The organism is Brevibacillus sp. HB2.2, from assembly GCF_013284275.1.
GTDB lineage: Bacteria > Bacillota > Bacilli > Brevibacillales > Brevibacillaceae > Brevibacillus > Brevibacillus brevis_D.
This window is the reverse complement of sequence record NZ_JABSUV010000027.1, coordinates 14,106-30,551: the sequence shown is the minus strand read 5'-3', so window position 1 is coordinate 30,551 and position 16,446 is coordinate 14,106. Positions and strand designations below refer to the sequence as shown.

Below are 16,446 nucleotides of genomic sequence, written 5' to 3'. Positions count from 1 at the left end.
ATCCGTGTAAGCGGTTTAAACCTATCAGGCCTCATCCGATCATGATATTTCATCGTTTCTCTTGCGTTTTCACATTATCAGCCTATTTGTTTGACAGTCCCAAGACTGCTGAGTAATATTAGGCACAATGATAAATTATGGGAGGTATGGCGTTTGGCCATCTCTAACAAAAAAAAGCTGGAAGCCGAAATCAGCGAAGCATTCATAAAATTTCAGCGCGAACTGATTGGACGAGGTCCGCAGGAAGCGAAGACCTACATCGTCGGTGATATGGTCATCGCTAGGTTCAAGGGCGTTCTCACCGTCGAAGAAAAGCATCTGTCCAGTCACGATAAAGGTCGCCGCATCGTCAAAGAAATGCGCGAGGTTCTTCGTGAAATGTACAGCGAAGAATCAGAAGAAATCGTAGAAAAGCTGACCAGCTGTAAGGTACTATCGAGCCATAGCGACATCAGCACGAAGATGGGTGAACGGATCGAGGTTTATGTATTGGACAAGGACCTCGAAAAAATGTTGGGCTAATTTTACGAAAACAAGGCTCCACCTCATGTGCAGGCGGAGCCTTTTCTATTCCTCTCTTAGCCACTCATCTGTTCAGCCAACCAGCCGTAACCCTTATACCCGGGCTGACTCACGATGACGTGATTCGCCCCGAGCGCCTTGTATAACATCGCGTTCCGATGCTCCTGTGTCATCACAAAAATCCGGCAGGAACCCAGTTGCCTGAACAGTGTAACAAAGTCTCGTCCCTCCGCCCACTCATCTGGAAAAATGTAGACGGAATGGTAGAGCAGCAAGGATTCCTGATCGCGGTAGCACTCGTCAAATGAGATGGGCAAAAAACGCTGAATCGTCTTGTCTCCAGACCCCACCGTCAATGAAAAGGCACCTGGATTCCTTCCCCAAAATGCAGGCAAACTGTCGCAGCAGAGTGTCTGGACAAAAGAAGTGAAAGCTTCCCCTCTACCCATTACAAAATAATGCTTCATAGCAGCACCTCCCCTTTCTTATTGGAGATCCTCAATGGACGAGATGTTCATGTACGAAGGAACCACGAGTCCGATTTTGGTTCCGTCGAGATTCGGACCCAAATCCTCGATTTGCCCACCAAATTTTTTCAAATAGCTCGTATCCGTAGACGGCAGCCACGCCGCAACCATTCCATCCACATCCCCAATTGCCACTCCTGCCCACATCGGTCCAGTCTGCACCTGACTCAACTCGACTTCATACCCCAGCTTCTGTTCCAGCACATGCTCGACGACGTGCGAGCTGGCAATCTCGGAATCCCATGCTACATAAGCAAGAGTCAGCTTCTCTTTTTGGACAGGCTGTATGCCCTCCACCCATTTCGCCACTTTGGCTTCGTTATTTTTTACCCATTCCGCAGCGGCCACTTCCGGATCTTTTCCGTCAATCATTTGAACCATGACCGACTCCATATCGGCTGGCTCCCACCAGAACTTATCCAGAAATTGATAGGCAGCAGGCTGATCCTCTTTCAGCCCTTTGCGCACGATGGTATGAATTTGTTCCGCTCCGCCAAAGCCGTTCTTCGGGTCCGCCAAGTATTTCAAATCCATCTTTTTAAACATCCAATGCGGCGTCCAGCCCGTAATAATAATCGGTTCCTTCGCTTCGTACGCCTTGATCAAAGCGGCTGTCATCGCTGCATCTGAGCCTTCGACAAGCTGCCATTTATCCAAGCCATACAGGTTCATGACTTCCTCAGTCTTTACCATCGAGCCTGCTCCTGCGTCGATTCCGATGATTTTGTAGTCGAGCTTTTCTCCTAACGCGTTGTCCGACGTCTCAGAAGCAATAGGACCGACCACCGTTGCTGTCGGTATTTGTGTGTTTGTGTTTTGACTAGAGCAGCCTGCGAGCCAAGCTGTTGCTCCCATCATGACTGCCAATATAGCTGGAATCATTTTGTTCATCATGTATTTCTCTCCTTTTTTCCTGCATGTTGGGTAAGCCGATCCAAGACGATAGCGATGATCACGATGGATAGCCCCGCCTCGAATCCTCTTCCTATATCCACTTGCGATACGGCACGATACACATCTGCACCCAAGCCTTTCGCCCCGATCATAGCCGCTATGACCACCATCGACAGGGCGAGCATGATGCACTGATTGACGCCCGCCAAGATCGTCGATTTCGCATACGGCAGCTGCACTTTCACGAGCTTTTGCCACCCAGTTGCGCCAAAGGCGTCCGCCGCTTCCTCCATTTCTGCTGGGACCTGGCGTATGCCTAAGTTCGTGAGACGCACGATTGGCGGCAAAGCAAAAATAACGGAGGCAATGACTCCCGGCACCTCGCCCAAGCCGAAGAAAAAGATCGCGGGAATTAAATATACGAACGCTGGCATCGTCTGCATCAAATCCAGTACTGGCGTAACTAGATTGCGAAACGTATCGTGTCTCGCGCAAAGAATGCCCACCGGAATCCCGATAGCGATCGAAATCATGGTAGCAGTGAGGACGAGTCCCAATGTCTCCATCGTTTCATCCCAGTACCCCAAGTTGTGGATGAGAGAAAGTCCAACAACCGTAAAGACCATGGACGCTCTCCCTGCAAAAACCCACGCAGCGGCCCCCAGCAGCAAGATGAGAATCAGCGAAGGTATCTCTGCCAAAACCGTAGAACAGTAAGTCACCATCGTGGAAATGACGATAGCCACCGGATCAAACAATACCCCTTTGTACTGGCCCAGCACCTCCACGAACCCTTCCATCCAACCGCCAATCGGTAGCTTAGGCACGACGTCCATCACTCATCACCTCTGCTCTCTGATGCTCTTGTACATTGACTTTGCCTACCAGCCCGCCTAGCACCGCTCCTTTTACGATGACACCCAACAAACGCTGCTGCTCGCCCACTACCGCAATCGGGACATGCAGGTCTGCCATCATCGGGAACAAGCTGTGCAGACGTGCGTCAGGCGAAACGGTAGGGAGGTCGGTTTTCATGATTGCCTCCAGCGAATCTCCCGTACTGATCGCGAGTGATACGTCATACGCCGTAATCAATCCGAGCAGTGTGCGCTTTTTGTCCACGACGTACAGGCTGGACACGCCGTTATCCATCATCAGTTGCAGCGCCACTCGCGCCCCTTTGTCAGGGGTGATTGCTTCTGCCCGTTTCATCACATTTTCAGCAACGAGCACCCTGGACAGGTCGGCATCCTCCACGAACTTCCGTACAAATTCATCCGCGGGATCTGCCAGGATTTCTTCTGGGCGGCCGATTTGAATGATCTGCCCGTCTTTCATAAAGGCAATTCGGTCGCCCAGTCGCAACGCCTCATGCAAGTCATGCGTAATGAACAGGATCGTCTTTTTCATCGTCATCTGAAGCTCCAGCAGTTCATCCTGCATATCTTTTCGAATGAGCGGGTCCAGTGCACTGAACGCTTCGTCCATCAAGAGAATATCTGGATTATTAGCCAATGCCCGCGCCAATCCGACTCGTTGACGCATCCCTCCGCTCAATTGATTTGGGTACGCATTTTCCCACTCCGTCAATCCAACGAGCGCGAGCGCTTCCCGTGCTTTTTCTTGTCGGAGCCCTGGTGGTACTTGCTGAATCTCCAAACCAAACTCCACGTTTTCCCGTACCGTCCGCTGTGGAAACAGGGCGAAGTTTTGGAAAACCATCCCGAGCTTCTTCCTCCGCACCTCGCGCAAAGCTGTCGCCTTCATGGCCACGATCTCTTCCCCATCGATCTCGATGCTTCCGCTCGTTGGGTCAATCAGTCGATTACACAGTCGGATTAAGGTTGATTTGCCGCTGCCGGATAGGCCCATGATGACGAAGATTTCGCCTTCCTCGACTTCAAAGCTGACCTGATTGACACCGATGGACTGGCTGGTTTGCTTGTAAATTTGTTCTTTTGTACGTCCTTCCGCCAGCAGCTTCAAGGCCAGCTCGGGCTGCTTGCCGAACACTTTTGTAAGTTGATGGACTTTCATTTTGGACATGATATCCCTCATCCTTCGTTTTTTCGTAAATGGAAAAAGCCCGCGAAGCTTCCACACTCCAGCAAACCCAAGCAGGCACGCTTGATTTTTACTCGTGTAGAAAATCCGCAGGCTTACGGAATACCTGGCGTCCATTGTCAGGACTCCCTGTACTCTGTCTTCCTGATTTCGATTGTCAGCGGTTTATGTCGTACCGACTGCCTCCCAGCGATCCACACCATTTCCTTCACGACTGTATCGCGTAAGCTGCTCGTCGATATTTTCATAAAAAAATAGACCGATCCATCCTTTTTCTCCAGAACAAAGGTCCCAAAGAAAAAGCCTGTATCGGCCTATCACACGCCCGCAAGGAATCCCCTTGTTGCGCATAAAATGCCTAGACTTTATCCATCCATGACCTTCCCTGCTTTGGCCGACGAGGTTAGCTGACGGGTAGGATGGCAGAGAAGACATTTCCTCATCCCTCCTGATCACTCAGGATTAACCCCAAAAGATTGGTTCCCCCGCTTCCGAGAATATCGGAACTAGGCCGTATGTGTTGTTTCTTATTGAAGCGTGATTGTGATTTGAATTATACGCTCGCTTCCAGTTATTGTGAACGTTCGTTTAGCATGGTTTTAACCGGATTACGGCTTTCTTTATGAGTCGGATTGGATTAGCTGTTCGTTGCTCATAAAATCAAGATGTTTGGTGCCGTTTACTCGCTGTTGTGGTGGGGAGGAAACAGGAGAAAACGCTCAGATTCTTGGAACCCCTGCGCGGGAGCATGGGGTGCCCGGCTCCGTGAAAAAAAGCGAAACCGCGTCCAAAGTAGTCTCATCAGGATGTGGCTCAGAGGTGGACGCTAAAGGCAGTTTCGCTTTTTTTCACTACGCCTCGGTAGGTGTGTCCAAAGATCTTCGCTTATTTCTCCTGTTTCCTCTACGAGCTGTTGAGGTTCTACGCTTTTTTAAAGACTTTTTGAATGATGCTTTCAAGATGTAAACAATAGCCGCTTGGGAAGAAGAACATTTCCAGTCCTAGCGCCTCTGGAGCCCACCCCAGCGGAGAAATGAATGGCGGGGGTTGTCGTCAGCTTCAACCTCTGAGATTACATCCTCGAAACTCTACTTTTGGAGCGCTCCTGACATTCATTTCGGAGCGAACAGTCTAACCCCTTGCGGGGCGTAGGTCGAAGCGTAGACTGGAAATGGGCTACTTTTACCTCAACACCAAAAAGCTCCCGCCTCAATGAATCAGGGGGGAGCTTTTTCAAAGGTCCGATGATTAAACGACGTCGTAGCCTTGGTCTTCAATTGCTTCTTTTACTGCATCGAGAGTCAAGTTGCTCTCGTTATAGGAAACCTCAACCTTTTTTTCAGCCAGGTTTACTTTGCCTTCTGCACCCAGATCTTTCAATGTATTCTCGATGCGCGCTACGCATTTGTTGCAAGACATGCCTTCTACGTTCAATGTGATATTTGTCATGATCAATCTCTCCTTGCATTTTATGTTGTATAGGTAAGGCGGACAAAGCCGCTTGTTACTGTTGTTACAGCTTCACTCGTTGCAGTCTCAGTGCGTTGAGTACGACGGATACGGAGCTGAAGGCCATTGCGGCACCGGCAAGCCATGGAGCGAGCAAGCCGATTGCGGCAATTGGGATGCCCAAGGTGTTATAGGCCAATGCCCAGAACAGGTTTTGCTTGATGTTGCGGATGGTGAGCTTACTCATCTCGATGGCGTCTGCGACACTAGTCAGTTCGCCGCGCATCAGGGTAATATCAGCTGCTTCCATCGCCACATCAGTACCTGTACCGATTGCCATACCGACGTCAGCGGTAGCGAGTGCAGGAGCATCGTTGATACCATCGCCGACCATCGCGACTTTTTTGCCTTGCTCTTGCAGTTTTTTCACTTCTGCGGCTTTGCCTTCAGGCAGGACTTCCGCGATGACGTGATCGATTCCTGCTTCACGGGCAATGGCCTCGGCGGTTTGACGGTTGTCACCGGTCATCATGATCACAGTCAATCCCATTGCTTTCATGCGCTGAACCGCTTGCTTGGAGGTTGGTTTGATCGTATCCGCTACAGCAATCAAGCCAGCGAGCTTGCCTTCGACGACTGCGAGCATCGCCGTTTTACCGGAGCGCTCCAGTGCCAGCATGGTATCAGACACTGCTTGGTACGAAATTTGATGTTTTTCCAGCAAACGGCGGGTACCGACGAGTACTTCTTTGCCGGAGACGGTGGCCTGAATACCGAAACCAGGAATGGCTTCAAAAGAACCTGTATCAGCCAAGGTAATTCCTTTATCCGCAATTCCGCGAACGATAGCTTGAGCCAATGGGTGCTCGGAGTTTTTCTCAGCGGCACCAACCAGAGAGAGCAATTCTTGTTCTTCGATACCAATGGCGATGACGTCTGTCAGTTCTGGCTCGCCTTTGGTTACAGTCCCTGTTTTATCGAGGACGATCGTATCCAAGTGGTGAGCCGTCTCCAGATGCTCCCCGCCTTTGAACAGGATACCCAGCTCAGCTGCGCGTCCAGAGCCCGCCATGATTGAGGTCGGTGTTGCCAAACCGAGGGCGCATGGGCAAGCGATTACGAGTACGGCAATTGCTTTTTCCAAAGCCTCACCGAAGTTGCCAGGTATAACGAAGAAGTACCAGATCAAGAAGGTAAGAATAGCAATCCCTACTACGATTGGGACAAAAATCCCGGAAATGCTGTCAGCTACACGCTGAATCGGTGCTTTTGTTCCTTGTGCTTCTTCCACTACTTTAATGATTTGCGCCAGAGCCGTTTCTTTTCCGACTTTGGTTGCCTGGACCTTCAAAAAGCCGTTTTTGTTCAAGGTGGCTCCGATGACGGTATCGCCTGCAGCTTTATCCACCGGAATACTTTCGCCAGTCAGCATGGACTCATCTACTGCGGACTGCCCTTCCATGACGATGCCATCGACAGGTACTTTGTCGCCTGGCTTCACGTGAACGACGTCGCCTAGTCTCACTTCTTCTACAGGAATGGTCATTTCGACGCCATCTCGTACTACTACTGCTGTTTTTGCTTGCAAGCCCATCAGCTTGCGGATCGCTTCCGAAGAACGTCCCTTTGCTTTCATCTCAAACAGTTTACCCAAAACGATCAACGTGATCAGTACCGCACTGGTCTCAAAGTACAGCTCCAGCATGTGTCCACCATGAGCACCGATGGAGTTGATCGCGACCCATAAACTATAGAAATATGCTGCCGAGGTACCGAGAGCAACCAACACATCCATGTTGGCACTCTTGTTGCGAAGGGCTTTGAAAGCTCCCACGTAAAACTGTGCTCCGATGATGAATTGTACCGGTGTTGCCAATGCGAGCTGTACCCACGGATTCATCAAGCTTTCAGGCAGCCAGATAAACGAAGTGAAGGAAAAATGGCTCACCATCGACCAGAGCAGTGGGAGCGACAGAATCGCGGAAATCCAGAACTTGCGAGTCTGCCGTTTGATTTCTTCCTGGCGACGGTCTACTTTTTCTTCTTCTTTTCCATCTTCCTTGCGAGTCGCCTGATACCCTAGCTTCTCTACCTTTTGAATAAGGTCCGTCACACTTACCTGTGAGGAATCGTACTCGACAGTGGCTGTTTCCATCGCCAGGTTCACATTTGCCTTCAAAACCCCAGCTGTTTTGTTCAAGCCTTTTTCGATCCGTGTGGAGCAAGCCGCACATGTCATTCCCGAGATGTTTAGCTCCACCTTGTCAGAGACGACGCCATAGCCGAGCGATTCAATTTTGGAGCGGATGTCGTCGATGTTCGTTTTCGTTGGATCGAACACCACTGTGGATTTTTCCAAAGCCAGATTGACGTTGGCGGTCTCCACTCCCTCCATTTTTCCCAAGCCCTTTTCGATGCGCAGTGCACAAGCTGCGCAAGTCATCCCTGAGATTGCGACTGTTGCCTCTGCTGTTTTGGCACTCATTATAATCCCTCCAAATACCCTTCTGGGGTATATTTTATCGTATCGTTTCCCTAACGTTGTTTCCTGATCACACCTTTACTATACAATACCCCCTTAGGGTATATCAAGTGCTTTTTTCAATTTTTTTCTAAATGGGCTTCAAGTGACTAACAGCCAATGACTTACGTATTCATTCAGAGTAAAATCATTCAGACACAAATGGCTTTAAGGAGATTGAAATGATGGAAACGAAATCACGGAAAATCATCTTAGTTGGGACCATATGCTATACGATATTCATTTTATTTTTTATGTTCTTTGCGTTTAACAGGCTCGACGGTGCAACTAGTGTAGATGGATACACCTTTATCCTTGCTCCAGAAGGAGTACCACTTACATTTCCAGAACTAACTTATTCATGGATTGTTGATTTCGGAAACGTTGCTGCTTTTATCCCTTTTGGAATATTATTTCCCCTGTTGTATCGTGTAAGATTTGGGAAGTTCATATCCTTGTTTGTCTTAGCGATTTTCGTTCTAGAAACAGTTCAGGCCCTAACCTATCTTGGTAGCTTTGATGTAAATGATGTGATATCCAATACAATAGGTGCAGCGATTGGTTATGTTGCCTATCGAGTTGGGTTTTCTTCAAACCTTTCTTATAAAAAGCTCATGGCTTCGGCTCTAACTATTGTTGTACTTGTATTTGGAGTCATGGTTGTCTCTGAAATCCTCCAAAAAAGAGAAGGCCCCGTTCAATCATTAACGGTTATGAAAGAAATGACAGGAACTACACCTATGACGGAGAATCTCCCGAGCTTCTCCGTAGCAGGTGAGCGAATAGAGCCGAAAATGAACGTGTATAGCAGTGAAGGGGAATCAACTAAAACGTACCACTATATTCTGGGGAACCAAAAAAATGTCTGGCTTTCTTTCTATTTCGGCATTCCTGACAATGGGGGCTCAAAGGGTGAAGCCAAAATCATCGTAGATGGACAAGAACTATCTCAGTTAAACGAACAATCCTATCAAGGGGCAGATGCTTTAAGGGAGATGCCTTTTAACGAGGTAAACGAAATTACCATTATCGTTTCCGGAAACGCTAAGCTGTGGGATGTTGGAATCCGTGGAATGCAGCATTGGTGGGAGTGAGTAAAATAAAAAAACGAGCCCTAGAAGCGATTCTAGCGGCTCGTTTTTCTTTCCCGATTTTGTTCTTGAATCTCTCTTATTTACCTTGATTCGCTTCTTTCTGATAAGCTACCGCGATTTTCGCAGCTACTTCAGCATTGTGTTTCACCAGCGCGATATTTGTTGCCAAGCTCTTGCCTTCTGTCAGCTTTTTCACTTTATCGAGCATGAATGGCGTTACCTGTTTCCCTGCAATGTTGTTTTCTTTTGCTTCTGCCAGTGCCTTTTGGATCACAGCCTCGATTTCCTCGTGGTTGAGTGCATCAGATTCTGGTACTGGATTCGCGATAATCATACCGCCTTTGAGCCCCAGATCCCATTTGGTGTTCATCATCTTACCGACTTCTTCTGGTGTATCGATACGCATGTCTACGCCAAATCCGCTTTTGCGAGCGAAGAAGGAAGGGAATTCATCCGTGCGGTAGCCCACAACAGGTACACCTTGCGTTTCCAAATATTCGAGTGTGCGGCCGATATCGAGGATCGATTTCGCACCTGCGCATACTACAGCTACATCTGTTTGCGCCAATTCAGTCAGGTCAGCAGATACGTCCCAAGTGATTTCGCCTTCACGGTGTACCCCACCGATACCGCCAGTTGCAAACATGTGGATACCAGCCATCTCAGCTGCGATCATGGTAGCGGCTACTGTAGTCGCACCGATTTTACCGCTAGCTAAAATATAAGCGAAGTCGCGACGGCTTACTTTTGCTACATTTTTGTTCGTCGCAAACTCTTCCAGCTCGCTGTCAGTCAAACCGATTTTGATTTTGCCGTCCATGATCCCGATCGTAGCTGGTACAGCACCATTGTCGCGAATGATTTGCTCTACTTCTTTTGCCATTTCGATGTTTTGCGGATACGGCATACCGTGCGAAATGATCGTTGTCTCCAGCGCAACTACCGGCAGGTTGTTCTCCAGTGCGTGGCGTACTTCCTCTGTAAAAGTCAAATATTGTTTCATCTCTTATCGCTCCTTTTCGAATTGTTCTACGGCCAGTTCCAATTGTTCTGCTTTTAATAGAGGAGATACGGACTGCTCTGTTTGCAATGTCAGAGCGGATGCTGCCAATCCAAGGCGACACGCCCTCTGGAAAGACTCTCCGTTTACAATGCCATACAAGAGTCCCGACGCGAACGCATCTCCCGCACCTGTAACATCTACTACTTCTGTTGGATATGGAAGCATATGCTCCTCAACGTCCTCGGATTGATAGTAAATGCCTTCTTCTCCCAAGGTCACGATGACGTGCTTGACGCCTCGTTCCCTGATCTTGCGGCAAGCCTCGGCGCATTCTTCGATCGTCGTGATCTTCATGCCAGCCATCAGCTCGGCTTCCTCGCGATTCGGCAAAATCGCTTCTACTCCGTCCAATTGCTGTGGGAGCTTCTTTGCTTTAATGGAAGAGACCGGGTCAACGAAGAGCAGGATGTTTTCCTCCCGGCAACGTTCGATGATGTAGGCCAAGCAGTCCGCCGGAATGTTTGTATCGATGAAAACCACGTGGGCTGCTGCAATGTGCGACCATTTTTCTGCGAACATCTCCGGTGTGAGAGCATCGTAAATATCCATGTTCGCCAAAGAAACAACCATCTCGCCGTCAATATCGAGAAGCGCCGTATACGTTCCCGTACGCTGTGTAGGCAGTCTCCACACTTGGCTGATGTGCACCCCGTGCTTTTTCGTCTCCTGCAAGAGCCACTCGCCTTCTTTGTCCTCGCCAACGCTGGTGATGAGGGACGTATTGCAGCCAAGACGACCGAGGTTCTCCGCGATATTCCGTGCCACCCCTCCACACGATTCCATAATCGTTACGGGATTGGATGAGTGTAGACGCACCTGTTGCTTGCCGCGTGCTTTGCGGTCCAGGTTGGCCCCACCGATACAAGCAATCATTCCTTCATCACGAAGTACATAAGCCCGTCCTTTGATTTCCCCGCGTTTGGTCAACTGTGCGATGTAGCCAGCTACCGCTGAACGTGAGATGCCAATCAGATCAGCCAGCTCCTGTTGCGTGATAAAAGGATTTTGCCGGATATGATGAAGGATCTGCATGTCTTTTTCCACGGTCATCCTCCTTTCTTCTGTTACGCTTTCACAGCTTGTTTACAAACAAAAGTTTATCATGCGGACAACTGTTTTCACAAGTGTGTTTTTCATTTTATTTTTTCTAAATTTGACAAATAGGAATGCGATCATGTAGGATTATCTTAAATTAAAGATATCGAAATTTCGATGTAGATGTAAAGGAGGGTCCATATGTCTGACAAACCACTGCGAAATGATCCCCTCGATCTTTTTGTCGTTTTATCAAGGTCATACAACTGGGTTACCGCTCACTCCAATCGTCACATTCGCGAGCATGGACTAAATCCAACTGAATTCGGCGTACTAGAGGTATTATTTCATAAAGGTCCTCAACCATTGCAGCAAATTGGCGAAAAAATATTGATCTCCAGCGGAAACATCACATACGTTGTGGACAAACTCGAAAAGAAGCAACTGCTCATTCGCAAGCCCTGTTCAGCAGACAGACGCGTCATTTTTGCAGAACTCACTGAAAAAGGGCATCAATTTTTGTCTGAAATCTTCCCGCCTCATCAACTCGCAATTGAGAAAGCGATGGAAGGTCTCACACCAGAAGAACAGCGTCAAGCAATCGAACTGCTTAAAAAATTGGGACGTACTGCTCAAGCTACTTATTAGACGAGCAGTCCCCGTCCCCGCTCTCCAACACTATCTTTCAAAAAAGTGTTGACAAAAGATCCAATACGTAATAATCTTAAAATCAAGATATACACATTAAAAGTTAGTGGCTTACTAAACGGAAGGGGAATGAAATTTCCATGAGTAAAGTACTTTTTATTAAAGCAAACGATCGCCCAGTTGAGCAGGCTACAAGTGTAAAGCTGTACGAAGCTTTCACGAAAGCATACAAAGAAACACATCCAAATGACGAAATCGTTGAGTTGGATCTGTTTGCAGAAAACCTCCCTTATTACGGTAACGACATGCTGACTGCTATGTGGAAAGCAGGAAACGGCATCGAGCTGTCTGCTGATGAGCAAAAACGTGCTGACTTGGTTAACAAATACCTGAACCAATTTACAGCAGCAGACAAAATCGTATTTGCTTTCCCAATGTGGAACTTCACTGTTCCTGCTGTTCTGCACTCATACATGGATTACCTCTCCCAAGCAGGCAAAACATTCAAGTACACAGCTGAAGGTCCAGTTGGTCTGATGGGCGACAAAAAAGTAGCTCTGTTGAGTGCACGCGGTGGCGTTTATTCCGAAGGGCCTATGGCTCAGATGGAAATGGCAAACAAATACGTTCGCACGATCCTCGGCTTCTGGGGCGTTAGCAATGTAACCGAAGTAATCGTAGAAGGTCACAACCAATTCCAAGACAAAGCAGCTGAGCTCGTTGCAGCTGGTGTAGAAAAAGCAGTAAAACTGGCGGAATCCTTCTAAGGCCCGCCAGCCTTTTTGGACAAATATCTCAAAATAAAGATATACTAATTAAAAGTAATTAAGGAGAGATGAAAAGTGTTGGATACTGGATTGTTGTTAATTCGTTTGGTCATTGGTTTGACGTTTGCAGGTCATGGTACGCAGAAATTGTTTGGTTGGTTTGGTGGTCATGGTTTGAAAGGAACAGGCGGCTGGCTGGAGTCCATCGGAGTGAAACCTGGAGTAGCGATGGCCTTTGTCGCTGGATTGTCTGAACTCGTTGGTGGTCTGATGTTTGCGGCAGGCGTAGGTATCTGGCCAAGTGCTATTTTGCTTGCTTTCACAATGCTGGTTGCCATCTTGAAGGTACACGGTCAAAATGGATATTGGGTCACACAAAACGGATTCGAATACAACCTGGCATTAATCGCAGTTGTTATTGGTGTGGCGTTGATCGGTCCAGGTGCATACATCTTGTTTTAATGGTAACCCCTCACAACCCGTAAGCCAGCAATCGTACTAAGGGAGGAACATCAGATGGAAATCCGCGTCTATACAAAGAACGAGCAAGCAAAAGGACATTTTGGCGACGGTGAAATCGTAGAGAACAAACCAATTGGCTTCCCTCATGAAGGCTCCGTTGTCAAACGGGTAGGACCACTTTTTTACTGGGCATGGGCAAAATCACTGAAGACATTTGAAATTCCGCTGCACCCTCACTCCGGCTTTGAAATTTTGTCGTATGTCCTCACAGGGACAGTCGGACATCGAGACACGCTCGGAAATCTTCAAGAGGTGTCGACAGGCGGCGCACAGATCATGCAAACCGGTTCAGGCGCGTACCATGCAGAAGAGCTCGGCAAGGATACAGAAATGTTTCAAATCTGGTTTGAACCGCATCTGGCACAAACGACGAAGCAACCGCCGACTTACCATCAGTATGATCATGAGGAGTTTCCGTCTGAGGATGTTGATGGAGTGCAAGTGAAGCACATCATCGGGTCACCTGCGCCCATTCAGTTGGTCACGGATTCCTTTATGAGCGATATCACGATTCCCGCTGGAAAGTCGTATGCAAAAGAACTCCCGGCTGGTTATGCTCACGCAGTCGTCATAGTGGAAGGAAACGGAAGCGTTGCAGAGAAAGCAACTGTCAGCGAGAATCACACCCCGGCAACCAAAGGTGACTTTGTCGTTCTCTCCACCGAGGAAAGCAGCACAGCCATCTACACAGCATCAACGGATGCTCCGCTCCGCCTGGTGTTGATTCAGGTACCAACTGAGGTTGATTATCCACTCTATCGTAAATAATCTACTCTTCCAAACGCCCTTATCCTATCATCAAGCCCAGCCGTCACATTTTTGTGACGGTCTTTTTCGTATAAACTCCGCCTCCTCATGGGACATTAACGAGGAAATCGTTAACAATTTTTGGTGCCGATCAGAAAGGAAGTTGAACGTGGAAGATATCGTGATGACCAGAGCCATTTTCGGGACGACTATGGCCTTTCACATTATTTTTGCGACCATGGGTGTTGGTCTCCCGCTCATGATCTTGCTGGTGGAGCTCCTCTTTTGGCGGACGCGTGACCGCGATTACGAGATTATGGCCAAACGCTGGACAAAAGCGCAGGCGATCTTGCTAGGTGTCGCGATCCCCTCTGGAACGATTGCTGGGGTCCAGCTTTCCCTGTTATGGCCTGGGTTCATGGCGATTGTCGGCAAGGTGATCTCGCTGCCTTTTCAGATCGAAATATTCGCTTTCTTTGTGGAAGCCTTATTTATGTCCATCTACGTCTACGCGGCTCACCGCCTATCCCGCAACATGCGCTTGCTGAGCTTGTTCATGGTGTTGCTTGGTGCGACGGCCTCTGCGATCCTGATTACGAATGTCCACGCCTTTGAAGGCACTCCAACTGGCTTTCGGATGGTCGACGGGCAGATTGTCGACGTGGACCCCTGGAAAGCTTTTTTTAATCCCAGCTTTTTCGTAACGGCAGGTCATGTAACTGTCTCTGCTTATATGACGGGGGCATTCATCGTCGCTGGAGTAGCAGCATGGAAAATGCTTCGCGCCGAAAAAGGGAGTCGGGTTTATTTGTATCACCAAAAAGCACTCTTGGCCGGTTTAATCGTGGGAGGCACCTTTTCCCTTTTAACTGCCTTGAACGGTCACGAATCAGCGCAGCTTTTACATGAATACCAGCCGGAAAAGCTGGCCGCTGCGGAAGGACTATTTGAAACACAAGCATATGCCCCACTCGCGATTGGCGGCTTTACCGATCCCGAGACGAAAAAAGTCAAATACGCCATCGAGATTCCATGGGCGCTCAGCTTCCTTGCAGCCAACCGCTTTGACGAGGTCGTGGTCGGTCTGGACGACTTTCCAAAGGAACTGTGGCCTCCACTCTACATCCATACGCTATTTAACGGGATGGTTATCATCGGCAGCTTGTTGATCTTCGTTGGTTTCATCGGCTTCGCTTGGAAGAAGCTCCTAAAGCGCTCTCAGTATCCCCGTTGGGTTCTCTGGGTCTTTGTCGTAAGTGGACCGCTCGCCTTGCTAGGCATCGAATTCGGCTGGATATTTGCCTGCACTGGACGCCAGCCATGGGTGGTGTATCGTGTGATGAAAACAGTAGACGCCGCTACCCAAGCAGCAGGCATCTCTACTCTATTTTGGATTTTCCTCTCGGTGTACGTATTTTTCGCGATCGTCACCCTACTCGTATTCCGTAGCTATTTTGGCCGCCATCCCTTGGAGCTCGATCCGCCAGAACAGCCGAAAGTGGACGGAGGAACAGCATGACTGACACGATTATTGCCATTACGCTGCTCTGGATTTTCGTCGTTATCTATTCCGTCGCGGCCTCCTTCGACTTCGGTGCTGGTTTTTGGTCAATGATCTATTTGAATCGGGAAAAAACCAAAGCCACTCAAATCGCCAATCGCTACCTCTCGCCCTCCTGGGAGGTCGTGAATGTCTTTATCGTGTTAATTGTAGTCGCACTCGTTACCTTTTTCCCTGGCGCGACCTACACATTGGCAAGCCTGCTGCTTGTTCCCGGATGTCTCGTGGTGTTATTGATGTTGATTCGCAGTACGTTCATGGTGTTTTCTCATCTGATTCACAGATATGATAAGATGCTCAGCATCGTCTCAGGCGTTACCGGGATATTGGTACCAGCTCTGTTAATCAGCGTGCTCCCTGTGACACAGGGCGGGTTGTCTCGAACGATCAATGGTGTGGAGTCTCTCGATTGGGGACTCTTTTTGACTAGCCCGCATGTCTATTCTTTTATTGGTCTTGCCGTCAGCAGCACACTCTACCTCTCGTCGCTGCTTCTCGCGGACTACTCCTTCGTCGCAGGTGAAAAGCAAGCCTTCTCTGTCTACCGCCGTGATGCGGTGTTTCTGGGGCCAATTACGTTGCTTGCGGCATTGGTTACCGTGATGACGATGCAAATGGAGGCAAAATGGCTATATGAGCGCAGTCTCGACTATTTGCCGTGGCTTATTGCATCGGCGGTCTGCTTTTTCATTAGCTATATCGCTCTCTTGGTACCACAAGATCGTCGATATTTCGGCATCCACCTTCCGCGGATTGCAGTCATTGTCACCACGACGCAATACCTGCTCGCCAGCTATGCGTATGGTGCAGCACGCCTCCCCTACATCGTCTATCCCAATGTGACGATTGAGTCCAGCTTTACACACCCGGATACGTTCCACGCTCTGTTCATTTGTTATCTAGTTGGCTTTGCGATTCTCGTACCCGGTTTTATTTATTTCTGGCGTCTGTTTATGAGGGACGAGCAGTACGTCCGGCAAAAATAGCAATTTCGCAAAACGCAAAAGGAAAGAGGCTTCGCCCTGATACGGC

The 16,446-nt window shown here is 48.7% G+C and carries 16 protein-coding genes and 1 riboswitch; of the genes, 8 read left to right on the top strand and 8 right to left on the bottom strand.

Annotated features, from left to right (window positions below):
• Positions 1-153 precede the first annotated feature (153 nt).
• Positions 154-522, top strand: a complete 369-nt coding sequence (locus HP401_RS30875; RefSeq protein WP_012684130.1) for a Na-translocating system protein MpsC family protein — start codon at positions 154-156, stop codon at positions 520-522.
• 56 nt (positions 523-578) lie between these two features.
• Here HP401_RS30875 and HP401_RS30870 read toward each other — a convergent pair whose 3' ends face one another.
• From HP401_RS30870 to HP401_RS30845, 6 genes are all read right to left on the bottom strand, one after another.
• Positions 579-989, bottom strand: coding sequence for a hypothetical protein (locus HP401_RS30870; RefSeq protein WP_012684129.1), 411 nt, complete (start codon positions 987-989; stop codon positions 579-581).
• A gap of 18 nt (positions 990-1,007) precedes the next feature.
• Positions 1,008-1,943: a glycine betaine ABC transporter substrate-binding protein gene (locus HP401_RS30865; protein WP_173606193.1), complete on the bottom strand. Its 936-nt coding sequence runs from the start codon at positions 1,941-1,943 to the stop codon at positions 1,008-1,010.
• Positions 1,940-2,779 carry an ABC transporter permease gene (locus tag HP401_RS30860; RefSeq protein WP_173606192.1) on the bottom strand — a complete coding sequence of 280 codons (840 nt, stop codon included), beginning with the start codon at positions 2,777-2,779 and terminating at the stop codon, positions 1,940-1,942. The genes HP401_RS30865 and HP401_RS30860 overlap by 4 nt, the downstream gene beginning before the upstream one ends.
• Positions 2,763-3,989 carry a quaternary amine ABC transporter ATP-binding protein gene (locus HP401_RS30855; protein ID WP_173606191.1) on the bottom strand — a complete coding sequence of 409 codons (1,227 nt, stop codon included), beginning with the start codon at positions 3,987-3,989 and terminating at the stop codon, positions 2,763-2,765. Before HP401_RS30855 ends, HP401_RS30860 begins: the two co-directional genes overlap by 17 nt.
• Positions 3,990-4,383: 394 nt before the next feature.
• A riboswitch (cyclic di-AMP (ydaO/yuaA leader) is annotated at positions 4,384-4,530 on the bottom strand.
• Between the two features lie 725 nt (positions 4,531-5,255).
• Positions 5,256-5,456, bottom strand: coding sequence for a cation transporter (locus HP401_RS30850; RefSeq protein WP_012684125.1), 201 nt, complete (start codon positions 5,454-5,456; stop codon positions 5,256-5,258).
• A 64-nt stretch (positions 5,457-5,520) separates the two neighbouring features.
• Complete coding sequence (locus tag HP401_RS30845) at positions 5,521-7,941, bottom strand: heavy metal translocating P-type ATPase (RefSeq protein ID WP_173606189.1); 2,421 nt, start codon at positions 7,939-7,941, stop codon at positions 5,521-5,523.
• A gap of 218 nt (positions 7,942-8,159) precedes the next feature.
• Between HP401_RS30845 and HP401_RS30840 the strand changes: the two genes are divergently transcribed.
• Positions 8,160-9,071 (top strand): VanZ family protein, encoded by a 912-nt coding sequence (locus HP401_RS30840; protein WP_254457123.1) that lies wholly within the window; start codon positions 8,160-8,162, stop codon positions 9,069-9,071.
• A 76-nt stretch (positions 9,072-9,147) separates the two neighbouring features.
• On the opposite strand, the gene HP401_RS30835 is transcribed toward HP401_RS30840, so the two are convergent.
• Together HP401_RS30835 and HP401_RS30830 are read right to left on the bottom strand one after the other, a co-directional pair.
• Positions 9,148-10,074, bottom strand: a complete 927-nt coding sequence (locus HP401_RS30835; RefSeq protein WP_012684122.1) for a pseudouridine-5'-phosphate glycosidase — start codon at positions 10,072-10,074, stop codon at positions 9,148-9,150.
• Between the two features lie 3 nt (positions 10,075-10,077).
• Positions 10,078-11,178, bottom strand: a complete 1,101-nt coding sequence (locus HP401_RS30830; protein WP_064203385.1) for a carbohydrate kinase — start codon at positions 11,176-11,178, stop codon at positions 10,078-10,080.
• 192 nt (positions 11,179-11,370) lie between these two features.
• Between HP401_RS30830 and HP401_RS30825 the strand changes: the two genes are divergently transcribed.
• The 6 genes from HP401_RS30825 to HP401_RS30800 all read left to right on the top strand — a co-directional run bounded on the left by HP401_RS30825 (position 11,371) and on the right by HP401_RS30800 (position 16,400).
• Positions 11,371-11,817: a MarR family winged helix-turn-helix transcriptional regulator gene (locus HP401_RS30825; protein ID WP_012684120.1), complete on the top strand. Its 447-nt coding sequence runs from the start codon at positions 11,371-11,373 to the stop codon at positions 11,815-11,817.
• A 140-nt stretch (positions 11,818-11,957) separates the two neighbouring features.
• Positions 11,958-12,584, top strand: coding sequence for an FMN-dependent NADH-azoreductase (locus HP401_RS30820; protein ID WP_173606188.1), 627 nt, complete (start codon positions 11,958-11,960; stop codon positions 12,582-12,584).
• A gap of 75 nt (positions 12,585-12,659) precedes the next feature.
• Positions 12,660-13,046 (top strand): DoxX family protein, encoded by a 387-nt coding sequence (locus HP401_RS30815; RefSeq protein WP_173606187.1) that lies wholly within the window; start codon positions 12,660-12,662, stop codon positions 13,044-13,046.
• A 54-nt stretch (positions 13,047-13,100) separates the two neighbouring features.
• Positions 13,101-13,874 carry a pirin family protein gene (locus HP401_RS30810; RefSeq protein WP_173606186.1) on the top strand — a complete coding sequence of 258 codons (774 nt, stop codon included), beginning with the start codon at positions 13,101-13,103 and terminating at the stop codon, positions 13,872-13,874.
• Between the two features lie 163 nt (positions 13,875-14,037).
• Positions 14,038-15,372, top strand: a complete 1,335-nt coding sequence (locus HP401_RS30805; RefSeq protein WP_202890543.1) for a cytochrome ubiquinol oxidase subunit I — start codon at positions 14,038-14,040, stop codon at positions 15,370-15,372.
• On the top strand, positions 15,369-16,400 hold the full coding sequence (locus HP401_RS30800; RefSeq protein WP_173606185.1) for a cytochrome d ubiquinol oxidase subunit II: 1,032 nt from the start codon (positions 15,369-15,371) through the stop codon (positions 16,398-16,400). Before HP401_RS30805 ends, HP401_RS30800 begins: the two co-directional genes overlap by 4 nt.
• The last annotated feature ends 46 nt before the right edge of the window (positions 16,401-16,446 follow it).